This window comes from Marinobacter orientalis (genome assembly GCF_004792665.1).
GTDB classification, from domain to species: Bacteria; Pseudomonadota; Gammaproteobacteria; order Pseudomonadales; family Oleiphilaceae; genus Marinobacter; species Marinobacter orientalis.
The window spans coordinates 199,781-224,906 of record NZ_SRZX01000005.1; the positions used below are offsets into that span (position 1 = coordinate 199,781).

General features: G+C 57.4%; 25 protein-coding genes. 12 read left to right on the top strand and 13 right to left on the bottom strand.

The features are described from left to right. Positions 1 to 14: 14 nt before the first annotated feature. The 5 genes from DIT72_RS14405 to DIT72_RS14420 are packed head-to-tail and all read left to right on the top strand — an operon-like array spanning position 15 to position 5,207. Positions 15 to 764 carry a CLCA_X family protein gene (locus DIT72_RS14405; RefSeq protein ID WP_135955934.1) on the top strand — a complete coding sequence of 250 codons (750 nt, stop codon included), beginning with the start codon at positions 15 to 17 and terminating at the stop codon, positions 762 to 764. Between the two features lie 38 nt (positions 765 to 802). Next, positions 803 to 1,924, top strand: a complete 1,122-nt coding sequence (locus DIT72_RS14410) for a metallophosphoesterase family protein (protein WP_135955935.1) — start codon at positions 803 to 805, stop codon at positions 1,922 to 1,924. Then, a complete protein-coding gene (locus tag DIT72_RS14415; protein ID WP_135955936.1) occupies positions 1,921 to 4,578 on the top strand; it encodes an AAA family ATPase in 2,658 nt (885 codons plus the stop codon). The genes DIT72_RS14410 and DIT72_RS14415 overlap by 4 nt, the downstream gene beginning before the upstream one ends. A 10-nt stretch (positions 4,579 to 4,588) precedes the next feature. Then, positions 4,589 to 4,741: a hypothetical protein gene (locus tag DIT72_RS18290; protein ID WP_168355066.1), complete on the top strand. Its 153-nt coding sequence runs from the start codon at positions 4,589 to 4,591 to the stop codon at positions 4,739 to 4,741. A 34-nt stretch (positions 4,742 to 4,775) separates the two neighbouring features. Continuing rightward, the gene (locus tag DIT72_RS14420; RefSeq protein ID WP_135955937.1) at positions 4,776 to 5,207 is read left to right on the top strand and encodes a PAS domain-containing protein; all 432 of its coding nucleotides are present in this window, start codon (positions 4,776 to 4,778) and stop codon (positions 5,205 to 5,207) included. Positions 5,208 to 5,277: 70 nt separating this feature from the next. Here the strand turns inward: DIT72_RS14420 and DIT72_RS14425 are convergent, their stop codons facing one another. Continuing rightward, positions 5,278 to 5,466, bottom strand: coding sequence for a YgaP family membrane protein (locus tag DIT72_RS14425; protein WP_135955938.1), 189 nt, complete (start codon positions 5,464 to 5,466; stop codon positions 5,278 to 5,280). A 118-nt stretch (positions 5,467 to 5,584) separates the two neighbouring features. Between DIT72_RS14425 and DIT72_RS14430 the strand changes: the two genes are divergently transcribed. Then, positions 5,585 to 6,220 (top strand): Crp/Fnr family transcriptional regulator, encoded by a 636-nt coding sequence (locus DIT72_RS14430; protein ID WP_135955939.1) that lies wholly within the window; start codon positions 5,585 to 5,587, stop codon positions 6,218 to 6,220. A 287-nt stretch (positions 6,221 to 6,507) separates the two neighbouring features. After that, positions 6,508 to 6,885 (top strand): fibronectin type III domain-containing protein, encoded by a 378-nt coding sequence (locus DIT72_RS18450; protein ID WP_228260829.1) that lies wholly within the window; start codon positions 6,508 to 6,510, stop codon positions 6,883 to 6,885. Here DIT72_RS18450 and DIT72_RS14440 read toward each other — a convergent pair. The 4 genes from DIT72_RS14440 to DIT72_RS14455 all read right to left on the bottom strand — a co-directional run bounded on the left by DIT72_RS14440 (position 6,869) and on the right by DIT72_RS14455 (position 14,165). Continuing rightward, positions 6,869 to 9,445, bottom strand: a complete 2,577-nt coding sequence (locus tag DIT72_RS14440) for a CHASE2 domain-containing protein (RefSeq protein WP_135955940.1) — start codon at positions 9,443 to 9,445, stop codon at positions 6,869 to 6,871. The genes DIT72_RS18450 and DIT72_RS14440 overlap by 17 nt on opposite strands. A 69-nt stretch (positions 9,446 to 9,514) precedes the next feature. Then, positions 9,515 to 11,152: a FecR domain-containing protein gene (locus DIT72_RS14445; protein ID WP_135955941.1), complete on the bottom strand. Its 1,638-nt coding sequence runs from the start codon at positions 11,150 to 11,152 to the stop codon at positions 9,515 to 9,517. A 1-nt stretch (position 11,153) separates the two neighbouring features. Then, on the bottom strand, positions 11,154 to 11,879 hold the full coding sequence (locus tag DIT72_RS14450) for a response regulator transcription factor (protein WP_135955942.1): 726 nt from the start codon (positions 11,877 to 11,879) through the stop codon (positions 11,154 to 11,156). A 120-nt stretch (positions 11,880 to 11,999) separates the two neighbouring features. Next, positions 12,000 to 14,165: a DNA topoisomerase III gene (locus DIT72_RS14455; RefSeq protein WP_135955943.1), complete on the bottom strand. Its 2,166-nt coding sequence runs from the start codon at positions 14,163 to 14,165 to the stop codon at positions 12,000 to 12,002. A gap of 124 nt (positions 14,166 to 14,289) precedes the next feature. Between DIT72_RS14455 and DIT72_RS14460 the strand changes: the two genes are divergently transcribed. Together DIT72_RS14460 and DIT72_RS14465 are read left to right on the top strand one after the other, a co-directional pair. Then, positions 14,290 to 14,634 (top strand): BolA family protein, encoded by a 345-nt coding sequence (locus tag DIT72_RS14460; RefSeq protein ID WP_135955944.1) that lies wholly within the window; start codon positions 14,290 to 14,292, stop codon positions 14,632 to 14,634. Then, positions 14,631 to 15,254 (top strand): L-threonylcarbamoyladenylate synthase, encoded by a 624-nt coding sequence (locus tag DIT72_RS14465; RefSeq protein ID WP_135955945.1) that lies wholly within the window; start codon positions 14,631 to 14,633, stop codon positions 15,252 to 15,254. Before DIT72_RS14460 ends, DIT72_RS14465 begins: the two co-directional genes overlap by 4 nt. A gap of 5 nt (positions 15,255 to 15,259) precedes the next feature. Here DIT72_RS14465 and DIT72_RS14470 read toward each other — a convergent pair whose 3' ends face one another. Beyond that, positions 15,260 to 15,913, bottom strand: coding sequence for a hypothetical protein (locus tag DIT72_RS14470; protein ID WP_135955946.1), 654 nt, complete (start codon positions 15,911 to 15,913; stop codon positions 15,260 to 15,262). A gap of 177 nt (positions 15,914 to 16,090) precedes the next feature. Between DIT72_RS14470 and DIT72_RS14475 the strand changes: the two genes are divergently transcribed. Continuing rightward, entirely contained in the window at positions 16,091 to 17,707 is a 1,617-nt protein-coding gene (locus DIT72_RS14475; RefSeq protein ID WP_135955947.1) for a methyl-accepting chemotaxis protein, read from the top strand. A gap of 5 nt (positions 17,708 to 17,712) precedes the next feature. Here the strand turns inward: DIT72_RS14475 and DIT72_RS14480 are convergent, their stop codons facing one another. After that, positions 17,713 to 18,291 carry a Tll0287-like domain-containing protein gene (locus DIT72_RS14480; RefSeq protein WP_135955948.1) on the bottom strand — a complete coding sequence of 193 codons (579 nt, stop codon included), beginning with the start codon at positions 18,289 to 18,291 and terminating at the stop codon, positions 17,713 to 17,715. 254 nt (positions 18,292 to 18,545) lie between these two features. Here DIT72_RS14480 and DIT72_RS14485 point away from each other — a divergent pair, with 254 nt between their 5' ends. Beyond that, positions 18,546 to 18,968: a CBS domain-containing protein gene (locus tag DIT72_RS14485; protein WP_135955949.1), complete on the top strand. Its 423-nt coding sequence runs from the start codon at positions 18,546 to 18,548 to the stop codon at positions 18,966 to 18,968. 59 nt (positions 18,969 to 19,027) lie between these two features. Here the strand turns inward: DIT72_RS14485 and ligD are convergent, their stop codons facing one another. Both ligD and DIT72_RS14495 read right to left on the bottom strand, forming a co-directional pair. Further along, entirely contained in the window at positions 19,028 to 19,948 is a 921-nt protein-coding gene (gene ligD / locus DIT72_RS14490; RefSeq protein ID WP_135955950.1) for a non-homologous end-joining DNA ligase, read from the bottom strand. Beyond that, positions 19,945 to 20,457, bottom strand: coding sequence for a DNA polymerase ligase N-terminal domain-containing protein (locus DIT72_RS14495; protein ID WP_228260830.1), 513 nt, complete (start codon positions 20,455 to 20,457; stop codon positions 19,945 to 19,947). The genes ligD and DIT72_RS14495 overlap by 4 nt, the downstream gene beginning before the upstream one ends. 148 nt (positions 20,458 to 20,605) lie before the next feature. Here DIT72_RS14495 and cfa point away from each other — a divergent pair, with 148 nt between their 5' ends. Beyond that, a complete protein-coding gene (gene cfa, locus DIT72_RS14500) occupies positions 20,606 to 21,757 on the top strand; it encodes a cyclopropane fatty acyl phospholipid synthase (protein ID WP_135955952.1) in 1,152 nt (383 codons plus the stop codon). 25 nt (positions 21,758 to 21,782) lie between these two features. On the opposite strand, the gene DIT72_RS14505 is transcribed toward cfa, so the two are convergent. The 4 genes from DIT72_RS14505 to DIT72_RS14520 all read right to left on the bottom strand — a co-directional run bounded on the left by DIT72_RS14505 (position 21,783) and on the right by DIT72_RS14520 (position 25,024). After that, positions 21,783 to 22,661, bottom strand: coding sequence for a patatin-like phospholipase family protein (locus DIT72_RS14505; protein WP_135955953.1), 879 nt, complete (start codon positions 22,659 to 22,661; stop codon positions 21,783 to 21,785). Between the two features lie 64 nt (positions 22,662 to 22,725). Further along, positions 22,726 to 23,622, bottom strand: coding sequence for a cation transporter (locus DIT72_RS14510; protein ID WP_135955954.1), 897 nt, complete (start codon positions 23,620 to 23,622; stop codon positions 22,726 to 22,728). Positions 23,623 to 23,659: 37 nt separating this feature from the next. Then, complete coding sequence (locus DIT72_RS14515; protein ID WP_135955955.1) at positions 23,660 to 24,337, bottom strand: hypothetical protein; 678 nt, start codon at positions 24,335 to 24,337, stop codon at positions 23,660 to 23,662. Between the two features lie 15 nt (positions 24,338 to 24,352). Then, positions 24,353 to 25,024, bottom strand: a complete 672-nt coding sequence (locus DIT72_RS14520) for a HupE/UreJ family protein (protein ID WP_228260836.1) — start codon at positions 25,022 to 25,024, stop codon at positions 24,353 to 24,355. Between the last annotated feature and the right edge of the window lie 102 nt (positions 25,025 to 25,126).

The following is a 25,126-nucleotide window of genomic DNA, read 5'->3' on the forward strand; positions in this document are numbered from 1 at the left end:
GCGGGAGGATGGTCATGACAGGACAAGGTCCGGTTTCCTTTGTCACAGTGCGGCGCCAGTTTGAGTTTCGCAGTATCGAGGTGGGTCGCTGGGTGACGCCCCCGGAACGGGACAGGGCTGCCGGGCGTTTTTATCAGGCGCTGTGTGATCTCATGGCGCTCCTCAGAGGCCCGGAAACCCTGATTTCCCTGCGTAGCACCCTGGGGCTGCAATACGGCATTGGCGGCCGCCCCGGAGTGGCTGCCCACTATATTCCCGCAACCAGACAACTGGCCCTGGCGAAGAATGCCGGTGCCGGAAGTCTTGCCCATGAATGGTTTCATGCTTTTGATCATTACATGGGAGACAAGGCATTCCGCAAACTGGGGAAGCACGGTTTTGCCTCCAGCGCGTGGCTGAGCAGTGCAATCCAGAAAAAGCATCCACTGAATGCACAACTGAGCGCCTGCTTTCAGGCCATCCTTCTCAACCAGGACGGCACCGCACCCAGTCCGCTGTTCCGCGCGTCACAGAAAGCGGATGCAGGGCTGAAGGTTCTCTACTACGCCAGGCCGGAAGAACTCTGCGCCCGCGCCTTTGAAGCCTTTGTCGAAGATGCCCAGCCCCGGAACAGCTTCCTGGTGCGGGGCACGGTGTATTCTGAAGAGGCAAAAGCGGGCCTGTATCCTGAGGGCGCCCAAAGACGGCAAATCAATGATGAGTTCCAGCGTTATTTCGAGGCGCTGGGCACTGCCCTGTATCGGGAACAGGCCAAAGCCGGCTAGAATTGCCCACGGTTTTGAACTGATCCAGGGGAAGTAGCATGCCCAGGTTTTTACACACGGCAGACTGGCAAATGGGGCGGGCATTCAGCCGCTTCGAAACAGAAGACGGTGCGGCTCTGGTTGAAGCACGGTTTGAGGCCATTGAAAAACTCGCACGGCTGGCTAATGAGCACCGGTGCGATGCCATTCTGGTGGCCGGAGATGTCTTTGATGCCCAGACGGTCGCCGACCGGACCATTCGTCGCGTATTCAATGCTACCAGAGGCTTCACCGGCCCTTGGGTCATGCTTCCCGGAAACCATGATGCGGCGTTAGCCGAGAGCGTCTGGACCAGGGCCAGACGCCTCGGCGCCGTTCCTGACAACATCCATCTCGCTCTGGAGCCGGGCACGATCAATCTGGAACCCCAGGGTCTGGCGATCCTCTGCGCGCCCCTGACACAACGCAACACCTACAGCGACCTGACAGCAACCTTCAACAGCTGTGAAACCCCCGAAGGCCTGGTGAGGATTGGCCTTGCCCACGGCAGCGTGCAAGGCCTGTTGCCTGACGAGATCGACTCCACCAATCCGATATTGCCGAACCGAGCCGAAACAGCCCGCCTGGATTACTTCGCCCTTGGTGACTGGCACGGCACCAAACAGATTGATGAGCGCACCTGGTACAGCGGCACGCCGGAGCCGGAACGGTTTCGTAATAACGGCGCCGGCTACGCCCTGATTATCAACCTGTCCGGGCCGGGTGAATTGCCGGCCGTAACGCCCGTGGAAACCGCACGCTACCAGTGGCACCAGTGGCGGCAGACACTGACTGTGGAATCGGATCTGGACCAGCTGCTGGAAAGGCTTCAGGCATTACCGGAGCCATCCGTGCTTGATCTTCGCCTGGACGGTTCGGTCACTCTCGCCGGTGAGGAAAGACTGATCAATGCGCTGTCTGTGGCAGAGGCCAGGTTCCGCAGTATCCAGTGTGATCGAAGCGGCCTGCAACTGGAGCCCACCGACGACGACATTGCCGCACTGAAAGCCGATGGGTATGTGGGGGAGGTGATTGAACATCTCAGGACCCAGCAGCAGAACGACGACGCTGAAGCCGCGCGTGACGCACTGGCCGTTCTGGCAGGGCTGTTAAAAGAACGGAAACAGGAGATCAGCGAATGAAACTCCGGCGACTACAGGTGGAGCAGCTTCGCCAGTTCCGGCAGCCGTTTGTAATGGACGACCTGCAGCCGGGCCTTAATCTGATCCATGGCCCCAATGAGTCCGGCAAGAGCACCCTGGTGCGGGCGATTCGTGCCGCTTTTTTCGAGCGTTACCGGACAAGCTCTGTTGATGATCTGCGCCCCTGGGGCGATTCCGCAGCCGCCCCGACCATTACCCTGGACTTCGACGCCCGGCAGAAGTCCTGGCACTTGGTAAAGAGCTTTCTGCAGCGCAAACGCTGCGACCTTACGATTGATTCAACCAGCTACAGCGAAGACGAAGCGGAAGAGAAGCTCTCGGAGCTCCTTGGCTTCCAGTTCTCCGCCAAGGGTGTCAGCAAGCCCGAGCATTGGGGCGTGCCTGGTTTACTGTGGGTCGAGCAGGGCACTGGGCAGAATATAGAGCAGGCAGTAGAGCACGCCGGCGATCACCTCAAATCAGCGCTCAATTCTCTGGTTGGCGAGGTTGCCAGCACCGGTGGTGACGAACTGGTCGAACAGGTCAAAGCCCGCTGGAGTGAACTGTTTACACCTACTGGAAAACCCCGTGGCGATTACCAGAAGCTGGAGAAAGAACGGGAAGAACACCAGCGGGAAATCGATGGGCTGCAGGCCCGCATCCAGAAATACCAGGAGCAGGTAGACCGGCTTGGCAAACTGACCCACGACTACGAACGCACCCGGCAGGAACGCCCCTGGGAAGAGGCTGAGCGGCAGCTTGAACAGGCAAAGGAACGGTACCGGCAGGTAGAAAAACTGGAGCAACAGCAGGCCCAGGAAAAAGAGATCCTCAAACACCTGCAGAGCAGACAGCAACTGTTACGGCAGAACCAGGAACAACTGGAAAGCCTGAACAGGAAGCTGGATGTCCGCAAAGCAGAGCTGGAAAAAGCCCAGCGGGCACTGGAGCAGGCCGAGGCCCGCAGCCCGTCCGTTGCAAACAGCGTTCAGGAAGCAAAATCAGCCTATGAAGCAGCCGCAAAAAAGGTCGAGCAGGCCCGCCTGCAGGAAACCCGTTCCCGACTGGAGCAGGACGTCCAGCGGCTGGACCAGCAGAACCGGACGCTGACCCAGAACCTGGAGAAAGCCCGGCAATATCAGCAGGAACTCGAAAAAGCGAGGGAACAGGCGCGGCAGAACCAGATTGATGTCAAAGCTTTGAAAGCGCTGAAAGATACAGAGCGCCAACTGAAAGAAGAAAACATCCGCTCGCAAACCATCGCCACCCGCCTGACCTGGCAGCTGGAGCCGGATGCCAGGCTGGCCCTGAATGGCGAGCCGTTGGAAGAGCAGGGTGAGCGCCAACTGCTGGAGGATTCCAGCCTGCTGATACCGGGTGTCGGCACACTGGGGATTACCCCTGGTGGCGAAGACCTTGCCAGTACCCGCCGCCGGCTCTCCACCCTTGAGCAGAGTCTGACCGAACAGATGAAAACCCTGGGGGTGGATTACGTCCAGCAGGCCGAGCATCGTGTGATGGCCTATGAGGCCGCGGAAAGGACGCTGCAGCACACTCGGGAACTGCTGAAATCCGTCGCCCCTGTGAATGTTGAACAGCTGCTTGCAGACGAGAAGGAAACCGGAGCCCGACTGCAGGCAGCAAAATCCGAATTGCAGAACAGCCCGGCACCAGAGCCGGGGCAGCACGCCCGGGCCACCGACGTTGCATCAGCGGAAGCCGGGCGCGCCCGCGCCGAAACAAGACTGGCCGAGGCCGAGGCCGAGGAACGGAAGCACCAGACAGAACTCCTGACCCGCCGGCAGAGCCGCGACAACGCGAAAGCCGAGTGGCAACAGTTGCAGGACGAAGTGCACAGTCCGGAGCACCAGAAACAGCTCCAGAACCTGTCAACGGAACTGGCTGATATCGACGATAAAATGGGCCGGCTGGCCGCCACCCTGAAAGCTCGCGAACAGGAGATACAGGAAGCCCGCCCGGCGATACTGAAACAGGACATCGAACGCTACCAGCGCAGCATCAGCACCCTGCGCCAGGCCCAGGAGGAACGCCAGCGGGAACTGAGAGACATACAGGTAAGGCTCGAAGCCTGGGGCGCCGAAGGGCTGGAGGAGCAACGCAACGAAAGAGTAGCCGAACTTGAGCAGTGCAACCGTCGCTACCAGGAACTGCATCGTCGTGCCCGGGCACTGGACCTGCTGCTCAACTTGCTGACCGAGAAGAGGCAGGCACTGACCCGTCGCCTGCAGGCACCGTTGCAGAAGCACCTGGACCACTACCTCTCACTGCTGTTCCCACAAGCCACCCTGGAGGTGGATGAACACCTGAGGCCGGGCACGTTCACCCGCGGAACCGAACTGGGGCAGATCGCCGAGCTGAGTTTTGGCGCCCGCGAACAAATGGGCCTGATCAGCCGTCTGGCCTACGCAGATCTTCTGCAGGAAGCCGGAAGACCAACCCTGGTGATAATGGACGACACCCTGGTACACAGCGATACCGACCGTCTCGAAGACATGAAGCGCATTCTGTTCGACGCCGCCAACCGCCACCAGATACTGCTGTTTACCTGTCATCCGGAAAAGTGGAGTGACCTGGGCGTGGCGCCGAGGGATATTCAGGCGATGAAAGAGCAGGGTTCTACTAACCCCGTGTAAAGGACCGCCAATGACAATTGTCCCCTACAATCGCAAAGCCCAGACCTTCTTCAGCCAATATCAGTCCCTGACCTTCGAGCAGGTTCACAGCGACCGGTTAGATCGAATTGTCTCCCCAAAGCGTATCCGTACTCGATTCCAGTCCGTGGCGGACAGGTTGTAACCATTACAGAAAACTCTCACCAATAGGCTGTCAGATGGCGTTCCTGAACAAGAGAAAGCAAGAACTGCAGGCTGCACTGGAAAACCTCGAGGCGGCGGAAAACCGGGTTATGGAGCTGCAAGCGGATTTTCAGGCAATCGAACGGTCTGTTGCGCTTTTGGTGCTCACCCGGGATGGGCTTGTCGATCAGGCCAGTGATGTTTTTCTCGATATGCTTGGGTATCAAAGGGATCAGTTGATCGGTCAGCACCATCGGGTTTTCTGTGACAGCGATTATGCCCGCAGCGAGGACTACATCGCGTTCTGGCGGGAGCTGGTTACGGGTCACGTCAAAGAAGGGCGTTTCATCAACATCAATGCCGAGGGGCAGAAGGTCTGCCTGGAGGCCCGTTATTTGCCGGTGCTTTCCGACAAAGGCATTGTGAAGCGGATTATCGTGTTAGTGACTGATGCTGTGGCGCAGTAATCCCGTCGGCTTCCGTCGATGACAGCGTCTGCGTGCAGGGGTACCCCACTGCGCGCAGATGCCAGTGTGTCTACTGCTTCTTGCAGGTCTTGATACCAATCATCGAGTAAGCGGGACATGTGCCCACCGCCGCCGTTGCCAGCGGAATAATGCCGATCCAGCCCCAGGCTGTTTGTGGTCCCACGAATACCAGTGCCAGTAATACAATGCCAACAATGGCGCGGATAATGCGGTCTGCGGATCCCATGTTTCTGGTCATTTTCCAGTCTCCTTTTGGTGATGCCAGGTAACAACTCAAGAGTAGGCCAGGACCCTCTGCGACTTCAGTGATAAAGTCACAGTCAATCTCCGTTTTCTGCCAGACAGGATCCTTTTTCATGGCCCGTCACAGCATTCTCGACAGTCTGAATGACACCCTCCGCAAGGAAACCCTCGAAAACATCCGCGTGATGGAGTTGCCACCCGGGCAGATTCTGTTCACAGCGGGGGAGCATTGCCAGGGATTGCCGTTAGTTATGGGAGGCAGGATCAAGGTGCAGATGACGGGTGTCTCCGGCCACAGTATCGTTCTTTACCGGATGCAGGCTGACGATATCTGTACGCTTTCCATCGGATGCCTGATGACGGGGCGCGCCTACCGTGCCGAGGCAGTGGTTGAAGAAGGTGCGGAGGCCCTGATGATTCCCCGTGGAGTCTTTGACCGGCTGATGGATCAGTCCGCCGAATTCCGGCTGGGCATCATGGAGTCCTATGGTCGCCGGCTGGATGATCTGATGCTGTTGGTGGAAGAGGTGGCTTTTCGCCGCATGGACAGGCGTCTTGAAGAGTGGCTGTTGGCTCATGCTGCCAGTGGAACCGTCGTTATTACCCATCAGGAACTGGCGGTAGAGCTGGGGACAGCGAGAGAGGTAGTGAGCCGCCTGCTAAAAGAGCTGGAAAGGCGCGACATGGTCAAACTGTCCCGGGGAAAGATTGAAGTTACAGGTTTGGCTGAATCGTCATCCCCAGCCTAGCGATTCGCCTCTGATCCCGCACACATACCTTCCTGTGGGATGCAAACCATCCCCCTTAAGCTTTTCCTGAAGCTCACCTGTTTTTGTATCGCATTTTTCCTCTCGCTTACCCTCTATCCGGCAAAAATTGCCTGGATCCCAGAGCTTTTTCTTCTTTCATAGGGTTTCTTACCGTTATCTGTCGAAATCCTGACATTTTGTTACTGTTATTTTGACGAAGACCACATTTATACTCGCCGGCGTTTTATAAAATTTCACAAACCGACGGTTGATTGGTGGTAAAAAAGATGAAACGCGTCATTAAAATGTCAACGGCATGGACAGCTGCGGTTTTTACGGGGGCAGTGCTTACAGGTTGTGGTGGTTCATCAGATATTTCTGCCGAAAGCCAGCAGTCTGGCGAAGGTTACGCGTCGCTGAGCTGGAATGCGCCTGCAACCCGTGCGAACGGGGAAGGCATCAGGATGGGAGAGTTGTCCGGTTATCTGATCAGCTATGGCAGGGACCCTGAAGAGCTTTCCGAGGCTGTTCGTATTGATGATGCCAATGTCATGGATTACGTCATTCGCAATCTGGATCAGGGAACCTGGTATTTTACGATCCAGGTTGAGGACATTGACGGTCTGGTGAGTGCGCCTTCACAGCAGGTCAGTAAAACGATCTGATGGAGTTGGTGACCGGTAGCTTCAGGGTAAAGGCCGAGCCTTCCCCCGGCCTGGATTGGACATGAATCTCACCACGGTGCTTCTCAACCACCACGCTGACGAACGAGAGCCCAAGACCGGCGCCATGGTTACCGGAAAGCTCGCTGCTTTTCTGGCGCCGGTAACGGTCAAACAGGTGGGGGAGTTCGTCCGGCGCAATGCCTTCCCCCTCATCACTGACAGTCAGGCACGCCTGGTGACCGGCCTGGAAAACCTGGATATTGATGGAGGACTGCGGCGGACTGTACTGCACAGCGTTGGTTAACAGATTGATCACGGTCCTTTCGAGTAATTCAGCATTACCTTTTAACCAGAGATCCTCGGTTCCCTGCAGTATCAGCTGAATGCCTTTCTCCGTGGCCTGTTCGCTGACACTGTCCCGGGCATTTTCCACAATAGCCAGGAACTCACATTCGTAGAAGCGGGTTTCGGTCAGCTGTTCGGCCCTGGCCAGCTGCACAAACTCTTCAGCCAGGTGATAGCTTCGCCTGGCCAGCCTGCCGAGTTGCTCCAGTTGCTCCGGTTCCACCTGACCCTGGTTTCTTTTTAACTGTTCGATCAGCGCCAGTTGGGATACCAGTGGTGAGCGTACATCGTGGGAGATGAAGTCGATGGCTTCACGGTGTTGGCGTTGTTGCTCCCGCAGCTCGGATATATCGGAGATGTTGGCGATGATGCCGCTCTGGTCGCTGTCCGGCAGGGAAAATGGTGCAAAGTGGATCAGAAAATCCTTGTTATGAATGCTCAGGTCCACGGTGCGGCTTTGTGACAGCGTCAGGGTTTCCGATACGGTTTCGTGCCAGGGTGGGGTCTCTCTCGGATCGTGACCTTCCAGAAGCCGGGCCAGGGGCAGGCCGTTCAGGCTTGGCATGGGTTCGCGGAACCATTCTTCGATATGGCCGTTGGCAAAACGGATGACACCCAGTTCGTCGGTAACGATGATGCCATCGGGCATGCGCTCAAAGCTGCGGCGTATGAATTTCTGCATCTGGCTCATGCGCTCGGTGGCCAGCCGGACCCTTTCAATGCGCGCAGATATGTTCTCCCTCGGCCGCGGCTGGCTGGCAGGCGTACTGATGGCTGTCAGCGGCAGACGGCGCAGGTATCGCTGGGTCGCCTCGCGGCTCAGGTCGTTGGACAGCTTCAGGCCCAGTTTGTAGGTCAAGCCACCGCGGGTCAGGCTGATCCAGCTTTGGCCGCCGATATGAATCCACTCGCCGGGTTTATCCAGGGTCGGAATGTCGGATTCGGTCAGGCCTGATGCGCTTATCACGTCATCTCCTTCGGCCAACAGCCAGCCTTCAGGCTGAAACAGTGCCTGGAAGTGGCTGAGCAGTTGTGACGGATGCCGGCGCGAGGGTTGCTGGAGGGTCATGGTGGGCCCTCTGGCCAGTTCGTCCAGTTGCCGATTGAGGAAACGGTTGGTCATGGCGAGTCGCAACGCACTGGACACCGGCAGCGCCAGCAGCGGAATGATGAGGGCATGGGATACCGGCAACCACAGCCGCGCGTAAAACAGAAGAAACGCGTGTACGAGGGCCAGTACGCCAGCACACACCAGGCACAACAGTATGCTGCCTCCGGGCCTCATACGGGGCAGGGCAACCGCCAGAATGACAATGGTGAGTATGGCCAGGGCAATGGCTGCAGAAGTGGATACCTTTGATATCAGCTCGCCCCTGACCAGTGCCGAGTAGCTGTTGGCATGGAACTCAACACCGGACATGGGTTGATGGAGGCCGGAAAACGGGGTCGGCAGAATGTCGCCAAACCCTGGCGCCGTTGCGCCTATGAAGACTGTCTTGTCGCGAAAGGCTTCCGGAGTGGGAGGACGCTCCAGTACCCCGGTATAGGAATAGGATGGCATTGCACCGGCGCCACCGACCATCGGGACGGCCCGGTAATGCTGTCTTAAATTGGTGTAGGGCGATATGTCACCGGTTTCTTTGACTGGCAGTGTTTTTCCGGTGGCCGCCAGCGCGAGGCTTGGCCATAACTGGTCTCCAAGCCCGTTCAGCAGGTAAATGCCTCTTGCCAGCCCATCTGCGTCCAGCTCTACGTGGGCATGGCCGAGTGCGGATGCGGCGGCCGCCAGTTGTGGAGCAGGTAGCTGTTCGCTGATCAGGTAATTGCGCGACGGCGGCGACAGATGCAGCGGCAGAATAACGTTGCCGTGGTTACGCATGGCTGCCGCCAGTTCGGGATCGTCCGGCGACGGTTCCGGAAACAGGATATCGAAAACAATGGTTCTCGCGCCGGCCTGGTGAAGTTTTTCAACGAGCCGGGCGTGGTTGATGCGTGGCCAGGGCCAGCGGCCGAGGCTATCCAGACTCTGTTCGTCGATGGCGACGAGCACCACGTCATCAGAAGGCTGCGCCGGGTTGGCGGTAATCAACGTGTCGTAAAGCCAGAAATCCAGCCTCTGGGGTATGGAGGTGGCCTGCAGTAAAAGCAGTATGATCAGAAGTGGCAGGCCGATTGTCCACGGGGTTGTTTTTATTGGAAACCAGTTCCGGGTCATGAGGCCTGCCGTCGGATATCGGTGTGCAATAGGGAGTGCAATGGAGAGCGCCATTAAGAGTGCAATGGATTACTCCAGGAATAACTCCCTCCCTGGCCCCCAACGGCTTTCAAGAGGCCCGTCGGAAAGGGCTTTCAGGCGCACAAAATACCGCCTTCCGGGAATCAGGCGCAAGGCCGCGGTGGTATCCGACAGGGTAGCCTCTTTAATGATGTTGTCGAAACGGGGCTCTTCAGAGAGCTGGAGGCGATATTCGACCGCTGTATCCACCTTCTGCCAGAACACTCGCACCTGGCTGTCGATATAGTTCACGCTGATGATGCGTACCGGTGGCAGAGTACCGTTAACCACCAGCGCGCGGGTTTCGCTGGTGGCCACGGAATTGCCTCCGGCTTCGGTCACTACGCGCCAATAATACTGCCCCGGTGATAACGGGCGTGATGGCAATGCGCTCTGGTCTGGCGCCCATTCACTAGTGGCAACGAGGTTGCCAAATTCCTGGTCTTCAGCAATTTCTACTCTGGCCACCTCGTTCTCGCCAAGGAGCTGCCAGCGGAATTCAGGCATGTCATCGTTTACAATAGCGCCGGGCTCCGGTTGCTCCAGAGTGGCTGTTCGCGCCCGCAGGTCAACATCTACGCTGATGATTCCGGGCATGCCTGCAATGCCGCGGCTGTCCAGCGCGGCGAGGTGAATGTCGTAGCGGCCATTGTCAAGCAGATCAATTTTGAAACTGTCTCCGTTTACCAGGCTGCTGTCCATCCAGCGGCCGGATTCGGCATCGAAGATGTCCACCCGGTGTGCAGCGGCGCCACTGGGTTGCCAGCTCAGACTGGTCGGTAACTGTTTCAACTCCGGCGGTAGCGGATTGATGGTTGGGGCGGGCGGTAACCGGCGGATGCTCATGTTGCCAACACCAACCGTCGATACGCTGGCGCTATAGCCGGCAGGAATGCGGCGGGTTTTGCCCGGCGGGCCAAATGACACTTCACCTTCGGTAACCCGAAGATCGGTTTTGCCCGGTGCGGTTCTCAGGGTAAACATGGTGCCCCTCACTGCGGCTACTGCAGAGGGGGTTTCAATCTCAAAGCGGGAGCCGCCTTCGATGACCGGCTTGACGCGGGTCTCAATTTCGCCGCGATCCAGGCGCAGCCGGGTGTCGACCATGCCGGACCTGCCGTACTGGGTGAGGCGGTTGAACGCCAGGCGTGAATTCGGGGAGATTCGCACGACCGAGCCATCCGCCAGTTCCACCGTGGCGGTACCGGAGTGTGACAGTATTTCATCACCAACCCGCACCAGCATCTCTTCTGTGAGGGGGCGCTTGTCACCATTGTTTCCGGAAACCAGTTGAACCTGGCCGACAACCGAGCGCGCCCGTGCAGGGTCTGGCTGGCGCTGGAGCCAGGCCAGGGGGATGCGCAGGCTGTCGCCACTGCTGACCGTGGCCGGATTGTCGATGCCGTTATGTTGAAGCAGCCGGCTTGTCGCTACGTTGCGTGCAAGCAGGGCGCTGGCAATTTCGTCAAAGCTTTCACCGGGGCGAACGGTGTAAATCCATTCCGGAACCCGGTTTGACTCGGTCACAGCGTTGCCCGCCTGGGAACCACGGGTAATCGATAACTCGGCGTGCGCAGGCAACACCGGCCAATATCCGGCCAGCAGGAGAATCATGGGAACCAGGGTCCGGGTGGAGCGTTGGATCATTTCAGGCCTGTTCCGTAGCGACTGAGTTTGCTTCCGGATCGGAGGCCTTCATGGCTTCGAGACGATAGCCGCGCTGGTAGATGGTCTTGATCCGGAAGCCGTTCTCGGGATTCAGGCCAAGCCTGCGCCGCAGCCGGCTCATATGAGTGTCTACGGTACGGGTGTTGATGTCCCGGGCCAGCCCCCACACCCGTTCGAGCAGCATTTCCCGGGTCAGCAGCCGGCCCTGGTTCTGGAACAGGAACAGGGTCAGATCAAAGTCCTTGTCGGTCAGGGTCAGTACTTCCCCGTGAAGCGCAACGGTTCGTAACTGGGTGTTGATTTCAAACGGGCCGTAGATCAGCACTTCCTTGTCGTTGTCGGGATTGGTGCGGCGGGCGAGGGCGTTGATGCGTGCCACCAGTTCCGCTTCGCGGGCAGGTTTGCACAGATAGTCGTCGGCACCGGCGTCCAGTGCCCGCACGATGTCCGCTTCGCTGTCACGCTGGGTCAGAAATACAACCGGTATCTGCCAGTTGAGTTGGGCCCGCACACTTTCCAGCACGTCGATGCCGGTCATGTCGGGAATCTGCCAGTCCAGCACCAGCAGGTCATAGCTGCGGTGAAGTACGGCGCTCAGAAACGACTGGCCCGAGGGAAAACTGTCACAGTGATGCCCGCGCTCAGACAGAATGGACTGAATGTGCTGTGCCTGTTCGTGTTCGTCCTCAAGCAGAGCGATACGCATTAAAGGTCTCCCGACATTGAAAAAAGCACTGTGAAAACCGGGCCCCGGCTTCGCCCGGGGATAAAGACTATCGGATAGCGTGTCACAGTATTACAAATTCGCCATTTCGCTTCAGTGTCGTTATGTAGTGTTGCGTAAACGGAGGGCAGGCTTACCGTTGTCGTCATCAACGGTTTGTCGGCAGCCGGGGAAATTACTGCAGCCCCAGAACCAGCCTTTTTTGCCTTTCCTGCGCACCAGCGGTGAAAAGCAGTGGGGGCAGGGCACCGGTTTGCTGCTGGTGCCGTCTTCCGGCGCTTGGTCTTCAATGGGCCGCGTGCCCTTGCAGTCGGGAAAACGGGTACAGGCATGGAAAGCCCCGAATTTTCCCTCACGCTGGCGCATGGGCGCGCGGCATTTGGGGCAGTGGGGCTGCTCCTCCGGTTGTGTGGTGCTTTTTGCCTCCGGGCCCGGTGTGTTGATGAAGCAACGGATCTGTTCCTTGAGATCTTCAATAAATTGCCCGGGGTTGCCCTCGCCCCGGCGAATGCTCTCAAGGGTGGCTTCCCATATCGCCGTCATATCAGGTTTGCTGATGGACTCCGGGAGGGATTCAATCAGTGCCTTGCCTTTTGGCGTGGAGCGGATATGGCGCTTGTCCCGGCAAAGATAGTCACGACGGAACAGGGTATCGATGATGGCCGCCCGGGTGGCCTCGGTGCCCAGGCCATCGGTTTCCCGCAGGGTTTTGCGCAGTTCCGGGTCGCTGACAAAGCGGGCAATGTTGGTCATGGCCGACAGCAGGGTGGCATCGGTGAAATACTGCGGCGGCTGGGTTTTGCGTTCGGCGACTTCCACCGAGTCACACAGTATCGGGTCTCCTTTTGCCAGGCGTGGGAGCGGCGCCCTGGCAGCTTCCTGCCGGCTTTCCCGCTGGCGGATTTCCAGGTCTTTCCAGCCCGGCTGCAGTATCGCCGTTTCCGTCGCCCTGAAGGCGTGTTCACCAATACTGAGGGCCAGCCTGCCTTCCCGGTGGATGGCGTCGGCGCTGAACTGCATCAGGTAGTAGCGGCTGATCAGTTCGTAGATGTTCTGTTCCGCTTCGCTCAATCGTCCGGAGGGCGCCTGCCTGGAGGTCGGGATGATGGCATGGTGGGCATCCACTTTTTTGTCGTTCCAGGCTTCGGTACGGCGGTTCAGGTCCGCGGTCTCGCAGGCTGGCGCCAGCCCATTGGCAACCTTGGCGATAGCCTTTAGCACATTTTGCCGCTGGTCAAAGTGCCCTTCCGGCAGATAGCGGCAATCCGAGCGGGGATAGGTGATCAGCTGGTGGCGTTCGTACAGGTTCTGGGCGGTATCCAGTACGTCTTTGGCGCCCATGCGGAACAGTCGCCCCGCTTCAATCTGCAGGGCGGAGAGCGAGAGTGGCAGTGGCGGTGTTTCGTTCCGGTCCCGGAATCGGGATTCTGTGACCTTGCCCGGCCGACCTTCGACCGCATCGGCAATCTGCCTGGCCATGTCACCGTCCAGCAGCCGGTCTTCTTCGTCCAGGTATTCCCGGTAGTTTTCCGAAGGCTGCCACCGTGCACCAAAACTCTGCTGGTCCGCCTCTTCGTCCACTCCATGGCAGTGCGCCTGAATTCGGAAGAAGGGCGTGGGCTGGAAATTGTCGATGGTGTTGTCACGCGCCACCACCAGCCCCAGCACTGGTGTCTGTACCCGCCCGACGGAGTAGACGCCCTGTTCGCCCTGTTGTTGCCAGGAGAGCGTGTAGAAGCGCGTAAGGTTGATGCCGTACAGCCAGTCTGCGCGCTGGCGGGCCAGTGCCGAATGGGACAGGCGGCGGAATTCCCGGTTGTCTTTGGGTGCGCCGATGGCCTTTGCCACGGCTGCGGGAGTCAGGTCGTTGATCAGGATGCGTTGGACCGGGCAGGTGGCACCGGCGTAGCGAATCACTTCGTCCACCAGCAGCTGGCCTTCGCGGTCCGGGTCGCCGGCGTGGATGATGGTGTCGGCATTGCGGATCAGCGACTCCAGCACTTTCAGCTGTTGCTGCACGCTGTCCCTGGGCGTTACCTCCCATTTGCCGGGAAACAGGGGCAGGTCTTCCTGCCGCCATTTTTTCCAGCGCGGGTCGTACTGCGCCGGTTCCGCCGGCTCCAGCAGGTGGCCGATGCACCAGCTGACGGTACAGGCACTGCTTCCTTCACCGCAGCGAATCCAGCCCGTGCCCTTTTGATGGGGAGCAGGAAGAGCGGCGGCGATAGCCCGGCCCAGGCTTGGTTTTTCAGCAATATAAAGACGCATAAGTCGGAAGCAATTTTTCAGGTGGGAACGGAAGATGGCGCTTTGCCCCGTTGCTGTCAAGGTAACACAGCGCTACGTGTAGTAGACTGTTCCAAAACACATTCGATCAGGAGCAGGCCTGTTTATGTCTTTACAGCAAGCCATTGAGCAAAAGCTCGCAAACGCGTTCGCCAGCTACCACCTCACGGTTGAAAACGAGAGCCACAAACACAACGTGCCGCCCAATTCGGAAACCCACTTCAAGGTGACCCTGGTGGCTCCGGAGTTTGAGGGGCAGGGCAAAGTGAAGCGGCACCAGTCCATCTACCGGATACTGGCCGAGGAAATGGCCGGTGGCGTTCATGCGCTGGCGCTCCATGTCTACTCGCCAAAAGAGTGGCAAGCGTCTGGCCAGGCTGCACCGGAGTCGCCCAACTGCATGGGTGGTTCGAAAAATGATCCGGCGTTTACCCCGGGAGGTAGTCGATGAGCCAGTTTTTCCAGATTCACCCAGTAACGCCCCAAAAGCGCCTGATTAACCAGGCCGTTGATATCCTGCGCCGGGGCGGGGTTATCGTTTACCCGACAGATTCGGCCTATGCCATTGGTTGTCACCTGGGGGACAAGCAGGCAGCAGATCGTATCAAACGCATTCGCAAGCTGGACGACAAGCATAACTTTACCCTGATGTGCCGTGATCTGTCGGATATCGGCGTGTTTGCGAAAGTGGATAACACCCAGTATCGCCTGCTCAAGACGTTCACCCCGGGGCCCTACACGTTCATCCTGGACGCCACCAGCGAGGTGCCGAGGCGCCTGCTGCATCCCAAGCGCAAGACCATTGGTATGCGGGTGCCGGACAACGCCATCGTTCAGGCCCTGCTGGGAGAACTGGGGGAGCCTATCATGAGCAGTACGCTGATACTGCCAGGTGAAGAAGAGCCAATGACTGATCCCGAGGATATCCGCGACAGTCTGGAGCATGAGCTGGATCTGATCATCGATGGCGGCTTCTGCGGGCTTGAGGCCACCACAGTAGTGAACATGACAGGCCCTGCGCCGGAAGTGACCCGGGTCGGCAAAGGCGACCCGGAACCTTTCCGGATTTAACCGGCTCAGGCCCGGGTGTTCAGGCTGAGGGCGAAGTTCTTGCGGTCTGTATAGCTGGTGGCCTGATCAGTGTTGATGGTCTGGCGCATGCTGTCATAGCGGTGCGCCAGGTCCTGCAGACCGTTGAACTGCTGGTTGTCGCTGACCAGGGTATCCAGCAGTGAATTGTTTACGCCGTAGGCTTTGTTCAGCTTCAGGGCGTTGTCCATGAAGTGCAAAGTCGGCTCGCTGGCACTGAGGCGGCTGAATGCCTCGCGGAAGGGCTTGCTGTGATTGAGATCCTGTTCGATGCGGCTGCGAGTCTGTTCCGGCATGCCTCCCCCCAGGCTGATGCTTCCCCCTTCGTTCTTTGACACCTCGACACTGGTTGCCGGGTTGAGCTTGTACTCGGCAAGTTTGTGCCGCAGCGTTTCCCGCATATAGGCAAGGTCCTGCCCGACGGTTTGCCTGTACTCCGCCATCGATAGTCTGGTGGACCGGGGGCGGGCCGTATCAGAGCCCGCCCGCTCGGACATCGTGAAACGGTCATCGGTTGCCGACGCCGGTGCTTCAGGCGCCGCGGGCTTTGCGGAAGCATTGCCCGATGCCGAAGGCGGACGTTTTTCCAGTGCCTGCTGGAACTGGGTACTGGCTTTGATCAGCGATGTAAGCAGCGACATGACTCTTTCCCCCTCCCAAGGTCACCGAGGAAATTTTGACGGATGTCTTTGCTAAAGCACAAAACGGGCCATTGTTTTTTTGCTGACCTGGATCATGAAACGCTTTTGTCCGTTGCTATAGAGTCCCCGCCATTACCCGTGATTTACGATCCCTGTAATTTCCGTAGCTGAGCTGTTATGAGAAAAAACCAGTCCATCCGTTTTGTCTTGCTGTTCGCCCTTGCGGGCGCGTTTTCCGTCATCCTTGTTCTCACGCTGTTGTATGGCAATTATTCCCAACGCCAGCACCTGGAGGACTACACCGGCCGGTACGTTGAAGGTCTGTCCAAGTCCTATTTCGATGCCCTTAACACCATGATGGTTACCGGCACCATCAATAATCGTCAGATGCTCAGGGAAAAAGCCACTGCACCGGACGATGTTCTGGATGTGCGGGTTATTCGCAGCAAACAGCTGAACGAAATGTTCGGGGCGGGTGATGGCGACGAACAGACCCGCGGCGAGCTGGAGGCAAGGGCTCTGCGGGGTGAGCGTATCGAACAGGTGTCTGACGGGGAAGCCGGGCGAGTCTATACGCTGATCGAGCCCGTCCGTGCCATGGAGAATTACCAGAGCGTGAACTGTCTGGGCTGTCATCAGGCCACTGAAGGCGACATTCTGGGCGCCATTCGGGTTGATTACTCACTGGCGGAAGGCGACGCTCGTCTGCAGGAGCAGCTTCTGACCAGTGGTGGCATCCAGGTGGTCATTTTTGTACTTGCATTTTTCATGACCGCCACGGTGCTGGGGAAACTGGTGATCGCCCGTTTACGCAGACTGCACGACAGTATGGAAACCATTGCCACCAACTCCGATCTGACCATCCAGTTGGATGTATCCCGCGATGACGAGATAGGTTCTGTGGCGCGCGCGTTCAACCGCATGATGGCGAGAATCCTTGACAGCATGAACACGGTAATGGACAACGCCGGTCAGGTTGAAAATGCAGCTCGAAGCATTGCCGGCAAAGCAGAAACCACCGAACGTGAGGTGCTGGCGCAACGGGACAACACCGACCAGGTGGCCAGCGCGACCACTGAAATGGCGGCTTCCGCCGTTCAGGTTCGGGAAAATGCTGTTAACACCACGCGCAAGTCCATCGGGACGGCTGACTCTGCCAATAAAGGCGAAGCTCTCGCACGCAATGCGGTGAAAGGCATAGAAGCGCTCAATGACGAGGTGCAGGGCGGCGCGCAGCGGATTGAACAGCTGGATGAGCGCACCAGCCAGATGTCTGACATGCTGGAGGTCATCTCCAATATTGCCGACCAGACCAACCTGCTGGCACTGAATGCTGCCATTGAAGCCGCCCGAGCGGGTGAGCATGGCCGTGGCTTCTCGGTGGTAGCGGATGAAGTCAGGGCACTGGCCTCACGCACCCAGGATTCCACCGAGGAGATCCGCAACACCATTAACAGCCTCAGGAGTGAGGTGGTGGATTGCGTGGCCACCATGCGTCACGCTTCGGAAATGGCAGGACAACAGGTATCGGCGATTCTCAACGTGGAATCGGAACTGCAGGCCATTGCCGCTGCCGTGCGCGAGATAACGGATCTTAATCAGGAAATGGAAAGCGCCGCCAACGAGCAGAGCGAGGTTTCCGAATCCATCAATCTCAACGTCATTGAAATCAGCCGCTCGGCGGAGCAGACCTCCGAGGACGCCAAGGAAACTGCCCGCATTGCCGGTGACTTACTGGCGATGGCGGAAACTCTGCGTACAGCCATCGAACAGTTCCGGCTCAACCGGGGATAACCTGATCATGGCGCTGGACTCTGTCTGGTCACAACGAACGCACCCCGCAGATCGCCCTCGGAAAATCCGGTAGCCTGGTCTTCGGGGTAGAGCTCCGACAGTTTGGCTTCTACCTCGGGGTCGATCGACTTGCCATGGCAGCCGAGGCAGAGCTTTTGTGTCGGGATCGCGCTCATGTATCGAAAGCCAGGCTGGCCGGACGCTTCGGAAACCTGCCACGTCTCGACCGGCTTCCCGTTTTTGACTGGCTGCTTCGCCATCGCATGAAGTTGCATTTCCTGCCAGTCCGTTGGGGCGTTATCCGGATTACGCACTTTCAGGCTGGTTCGGCTGATGGTCCATTCCTCGTTGCTGTTGTTGGCCGCAATTTCGGGAGCCACGGTATTACAGACGCCAATGCCGTTGACCAGGCCGCCTTCCTTGATGGCGGCCTGAAGCGCCTGCTTCAGTGAGCTGCTGAAGGTTTTCACCATTGAGCGTGCTTCGGCTACCAGCTCGTCTGTGGGCTGGGCTGGCTGCTGAGCCATGGCCGGCATTGAGAGAATCGAAATCAGCGCTGCGGTTGTGATAATCGTTTTGTCCATTGGACACCTCCCTGGTGGTCTTGATGGTTTGTAATAAGTATATAGCATGGGGAAAGCAGGTGAATTGAGCCAGGACAGGGCTGCGACGATTTGTCGCTGTATGTTGAGCCAAAAACAGGAGGCTGTTCAGAGTCTCCCGATCTTTACCGGGGGGTTGAATATTGCGCGCATTACTACAAGGATATAGATAAGAGGTAGGTTAACAGGGACATATCTCTTGAGTCATTTTCGCCTATAGAAAAGGAGACTTAATCATGCAAGTGAAAGAAGTCATGACAAAGCAACCGGAGTATCTGAACGACGATGTCACTATTCGGGAAGTGGCAAATGCAATGCGTGATAATGGTACCGGTTTCGAGCCGTTGACCGATGGTACCAAGGTTACCGGCGTTATCACTGATCGTGATATCGCCGTTCGGGCAGTGGCTGAAGGTAAAAGCCCGGATGATAAAGCCAGCTCAGTAGCAACCGGTAAAGTGCTCTATACGTTTGAAGACGAGAGTATTGATGACGTCATCCAGAATATGGCCAATGAGCAAGTCCAGCGTTTGCTGGTTCTGAATAACGCCGAAGACAAGGACCTTGTTGGTATTGTCACTCTGGGCGATATTGCAGACCATTGTAAGGACGATGAGTTGGCCAAGAAAGTTGTCAGTGCCGCCCGCCATTACCACTAACCCCTGCCACCGGTAGAAGAATCCCGTAGCCAGTACAGTGGTTAATGGCTACGGGAAATTCACAGATCCCCTCCTTTTAAGTCCGAAATCCCCTCCTGAAAAGTCTGTATGCTGACCGCCTTCTGCTGCATGTTGCGCCATGGGTCCTCCCGCTGTGCCATCCTCCTGAAAATATTAGCGAGGGTGAAGCGCTGAGGCCCCAGCTTCTGGTCATCCAGTTCATCCCACTCCAGCGGCGTGGCTATAGGCGCCTCCGGTTTTGCCCGAACCGAATAGGGCGCCACGGCGGTCTGCCCGAAGGCGTTGCGCATGATGTCCAGGTAAAGCCTGCCCCGGCGTTTGTGTTTGCGCTGTTCTGTGGTCAGCTGTTCCGGATAGGCATCGGCCAGCGCTTGTGCAAGTTCCTGACTGAGGGAACGTACCCGGTCAAAGCCTGCTTCCGGCTTTAGTGGAGCCACCACATGCAATCCCCGCGACCCGGTCGTTTTGACAAAGGGAGTCAGGCCGCACTGTCGCATGCCTTCAGCCACCAGGCGGGCAGCCTGGCGCACCGGCTCAAAGTCATCGCCCGGCGGGTCCAGGTCAAAGATTACCTGATCGGGCGCTTTCAGATGACTTGCCGTGCTAAGCCAGCTGTGAAAGGTGACGGTGCCCTGGTTCACCAGATAGACGAGACTGGCCTGACGGTTTGCCAGCACGTGCTGTACACGGCCGATACTGCCCCCGTGATCCACCGCCAGAGTGTCCAGCCAGTCCGGGAAGTAGTCTCCCCGGGCCTGCTGGAAAAAGCCATCTTCGCCGATGCCGTCAGGGAAGCGGTTCAGCGTAAGCGGGCGTTCCTCGATATGGGGGATCATGATGTCAGCAATACGCTCATGGTACGCCAGGAGGTCGCCCTTGGTTATCCCGGCATCGGGAAAGAAGGGCTTGTCGGTATGGGAAAGCTCGACCTCATAGCCGCCATAGCTCTGCACAGTCATTCGCCTTCCTCCTGCCTGATGGTTTTCAGATTCCGGCCCGTTTTTACCGAGTCAGGCTCGGTCGATACCGGGTTGCGCCTTGCGTCCGCAGCATCGTCCTGCATCTTGATCAGTAACCACTGCGGCTTCTTTCCGCCGCGGAAGCGTTTAAGCGCATAGCCTCCCTGGAGTTTGTTGCCTTCCAGCCAGACCTCGATCATACCGTCCTGATGACACGAAGCCATGCCATCCTCCCGCAGATTCTCGTAATTGCCATTGTCCCATACCATGACGGTGCCGGCGCCGTATTCTCCTTCCGGAATGACGCCTTCAAAGTCAGCATAGTCCAGCCGGTGATCTTCAACCTCCACGGCAAGCCGCTTTTCTGAGGGGTCGGTGGAAGGACCTTTCGGGACAGCCCAGGACTTTAATACACCATCAATTTCCAGACGAAAATCATAATGCAGTTGACTGGCGTCATGTTTCTGGATGACGAAGGCACGCCTGGTGCCATGGTCCTGTTTGCTCATGAGTGCCTCTGCCTTTGATGATGTTAGACTCCGATGAAGAAAAGCCATCGGACCAGATTAATCGTGCCAAAAAATTGGTCGAATTCCCACGGCTATTTCCATCAGGCTCACTGCTACCATGATGATTAAATGACCAAGGAGATCAGGTATGAGGGATACAGCCTCCAGCGTTGCTTTTTTTGATCCTGACAGCAGAACACATCGGTTCGCTGCTGAGCTGCTTGCAAAAGCCGATATTGAGATTGGTGGCTCGCGACCCTGGGACATCCGCTTCAATGATTACGGGGTGCCGGAAGCAGCCCTGGCCCATGGAAACCTCGGTTTCGGTGAGGCTTATATGGATGGTGCCTGGGATGCAGATGAACTCGACCAGTTTTTTTACAAACTCATCAGCGCGAAGATTCCCCAACATATAAAACCACTCAGAATCCTGCCTTACATTATCAAGGCCAGATATCTGAATCGGCAGACGAAAAAGCGTGCCTGGGATGTGGGAGAGGCCCACTATGACCTTGGCAACGATTTTTACGGCGCTATGCTGGACTCACGGATGACATACACCTGCGGCTACTGGAAAGACGCAAACGATCTGGAAGAGGCCCAGGTTGCCAAACTGGATCTGATCTGCCGCAAGCTGGGCTTGCAGCCGGGGATGCGCCTGCTGGATATCGGCTGTGGCTGGGGCAGTCTGATGGCCCACGCAGCCGAGCATTATGGGGTAGAGGCGGTTGGAGTAACCATTTCAAAGGAACAGGCTGACTGGGCTACCGCGTACTATCCTCATCTTTCCCTCGATTTTCGCCTGATGGATTACCGGGAAATTGATGAAAAGTTTGACCGTATTGCCAGCGTTGGAATGTTCGAGCACGTTGGCCCGAAGAATTACCGCACGTTTATGGAAGTCGCCCATCGTTGTCTGAATCCCGGAGGCCTGTTCCTGCTCCACACCATTGGCAGGAATCTGCGGAAATCTTTTCCTGATCCCTGGATCGATAAGTACATTTTCCCCAACGGAGAGGTTCCCTCGATCGGCATGATCGGGGACTCGGTAGATAAATTATTTGTCGTTGAAGACGTGCACAACTTTGGCGCCGATTACGATAAAACCCTTATGGCGTGGCATGAAAACTTTGAAAAAGCATGGCCCCGTTTCCGGGATGAACTTGGCCAGCGCTTTTATCGAATGTGGCGTTATTATCTGCTTTCCTGCGCTGGTGCATTCCGTGCCCGTGATATCCAGCTCTGGCAATGGGTGCTTTCAAAGGATGGAGTGCCGGGCGTCTATCCAAGGATAACCTGACCTGTCATGGCTTATGTCGGCGGGCTCAGGTCATCTCGTCAAGATAGATCAGGCCCGCCCGATGACCTTCCTGATAACCTTGCTCAAGAAGTTCCTGATTCTGTGTCAAGCGGCCAACCGCAAATTCGGCGGGCGGAACAATCACCCGGATAATGCAGTCCTGTGGCGGGTTTTCGATAAATGAAAGGGTGGTATTGTATCGCTCGGCACGGCTGAGCGACGCTTCGGCAAGTGCCGGATAGGCCCGGAACAGACGCCTGGGTACAAAAGCAAATCTTGGCGGCTTTTTGCGGTAGCCGGGAGGACGTGACAGCACTACGGTGATATCACGGGCGCCGTCTTCATAGGCCTTGATAACCGGAATGGCGTCAGCAACACCACCATCAGTCATGGGTTCACCATTAACCAACGGATAGTCCCGATAGGCGATGGGAATGGCGCAGGAAGCAGTGAGCACGTCGTGCATGTTGCTTTCATCAAGGTGGAAGTAATGCGCTTCCCCGGTTCGGGCCGAGGTTGTGGTAACCCACAACTCCGTTGTTCCGGACAGGTAGTTTTCCAGATTCAGGGGGACGTCGGTGAAAGACTGTTGCCAGAGCCAGCAAACGTCGCAAAGATGTCCGCCCCGTGCAAACCGCCGCCAGTCGATGAAATCCGGCTGGCAGGCATGGCCGGTGATGATTTTCCGGCTACGACCGTGGTCTCCTGCCAGATAACCAATCAGATTGGTGGCACCGGCTGAAACGCCGTAGGCGCGCAGGAATGGCCGGTAGTTGTGTTCAAGAAATGCATCGAGAACACCGGCAGCAAATATGCCGCGCATGGCTCCGCCTTCGACAACAAGGGCTTTCGATTCGCCGTGGGAGAGTGGAGACTGGTCTAATGCGGTTTCGTGGGTGCTCATAGGTCCTATCTTACCAGAGAAAGCCACTCCGAAACGCCGTGGCCGGCCACCAGTGGACATTGATTCATCCCTTGAGCGCAAGGATGCGCCTGGCGCCACTGAGCACGATGGCTCCCACGATGGCGCCGATGATCAGGTCCGGATAATTGGAGCCAGTCCAGGCAACAAGCGCGCCTGCGAGGATAACACCCAGATTGATAACCACATCGTTGGCTGAGAATATCCAGCTTGCCTTCATGTGGGCACCGCCGTCACGGTGTCTCGAAATCAGCAGCAGGCAGGTGGTATTGGCGATCAACGCCACAAACGCGATGGCCATCATCATCAGGGACTCCGGCTCACTGCCGAAGAGGAAGCGTCTGCCGACTTCAACGAGCACCCCGATCGCGAGAATGAGCTGGAGAATACCGGCGACGTGGGCAGCTCGCACCTGCATCCTGACGCCATGACCAACCGCATAAAGAGCGAGGCCGTAAACCGCCGCATCGGCAAACATATCAACCGAGTCAGCAATCAGCCCGGCAGATTGGGCAATCAGGCCCATTATCATTTCGACCAGGAACATCAGGCCGTTGATTGCCAATAGTATCCACAAGGTACCCGACTCTTCGGGCTGGCCGGAAGCGGCGGATCGGACAGTCTTGAGGGTTTCAGGATCCGTTGCGCGGGTGTCCTGGAGAGAGGCTCCCAAACCAAGAGTTGCCAGTTTATCGGTGATTGCCCTGGCGTCTCCATTATGGAGAACTTCCAATGTGCGGCCAGACAGATCAAATGAGAGTGCCCGAATGCTGTCAAGCCGGCCGAGCGCCATACGGATCATCCGCTCTTCCGAGGGGCAGTCCATCTTTGGCACCTTATAAACACTGAGCCAGTCGCCAGAAGAAGCGGAACCAAGGGGATGCGTGGTTGTTTCCGTGCCGGATTCTTCGCGGCTGGACTGGTCGTTACACGCTCCGCTCATTCATGCACTCCGCTTTGTGCTTTTCCTGTGGCGCCAATTAAAGCATTTTTTTCAGTTCACCGTAATCACCGCCGGTACGAAGCACCAGAGTAATGTCATTATCATTACGGTTACGGAAAAACCAGCCGTGGTTACCGGTGAACGCCGCTTCCAGCTCTCCCTCATCCTGCGGAACGCCGCGGCCCTTCTCGTAGGAGATGGATTGTCCGCTGCCGTCACCGTGGGTGTCATAGTTGATCGGACCGCCCTCGGATACCCAGGAAAAACGGGCAATGGCGCCTTCCTCCATGGTGAGTTTGAATTCTGTACCTTCACCGGGGGTCAGAACGACACGTAACTCGTCCTGCCATTCCGGTGCGGCCACGGGTTCTGGTGCGGCCTCTTCTGTTTCCGGCGCGGCTTCGGGTTCCGGAGCCACGACTGTTCCGGAGGCAGGCTCAGCGGGCTCTGAGATGTTCTCCCCACTGGAGGATTGTACTGAGACCATCTGTACAGCCTCGTCGGCGTCGGCTTCTTCTTCGAGCTGTTTCTTGATTTCTCCCATCTCGGTCAAACCAAGCAGGCGGCCTGCCCCAGTGGGGTCCATTGCATACTCGGCTGGCATTACCACCGTGACCAGCAGCACCAGGGCTACAACGGCGGCGATAATGGTGGAGCGAATCAGCCGGGCGGTGCCGGGTAGTTCGTTTTGTGAGGGCATATCGGTGTTGTACATAAAAGGTCTCCAGAATCAGGCGACAAAATAACCGGTGAGCTGATAGCCGACAAGCAGGAAGCCCGCGCTCATCATGGCAACGTTGGCGGTGTAGGCATGGCGGAAAAAGCCATCGGTCTTGCGCCAGAACCCCATCACGATCAGGATCATGGCCAGAGCAATGATCTGGCCGATTTCCACACCCACGTTGAACGCGAGCAGGTTCGGTACCAGTCCATCCGGAGATATGTCGTACTCGATGATTTTTGAAGACAGACCAAAACCGTGGAAGAGGCCAAAGATCAGTGTCGCAGCCCGGGTGTTGGGCTGGAAACCGAACCAGCGCTGATACGCCCCCAGGTTATCCAGCGCCTTGTACACCACCGACAGCCCGATAATGGCATCGATAATGTAGCTGTTGATGCCTATATTGAAATACACGCCCAACAGCATGGTGGTGGAATGCCCCAGCGCAAACAGACTGACGTAGAGGGCGATGTGCTGCATACGGTAGAGAAAAAAGATGACGCCCAGAAGGAACAGGAGATGGTCATAGCCGGTGACCATGTGCTTGGCCCCCAGGTACATGAACGCAATGAGGTTTACCCCGGTAATTTCCTGGATGTAGCCCTTGTCGCCCTGGGCAACAGCATGGGCCAATACATCGGAGCTGGTCCCGAACAGGGCGAGCGCCAGCAGAATCCACATCAGATGGCGGCCGCCGCTGGAAGCACGCGTACACCAATGCCGGTCAGGCAAAACTGGCAACATATCGGCTCCTGTCGTTTTGATTGGTAGGATCGTAGCTCA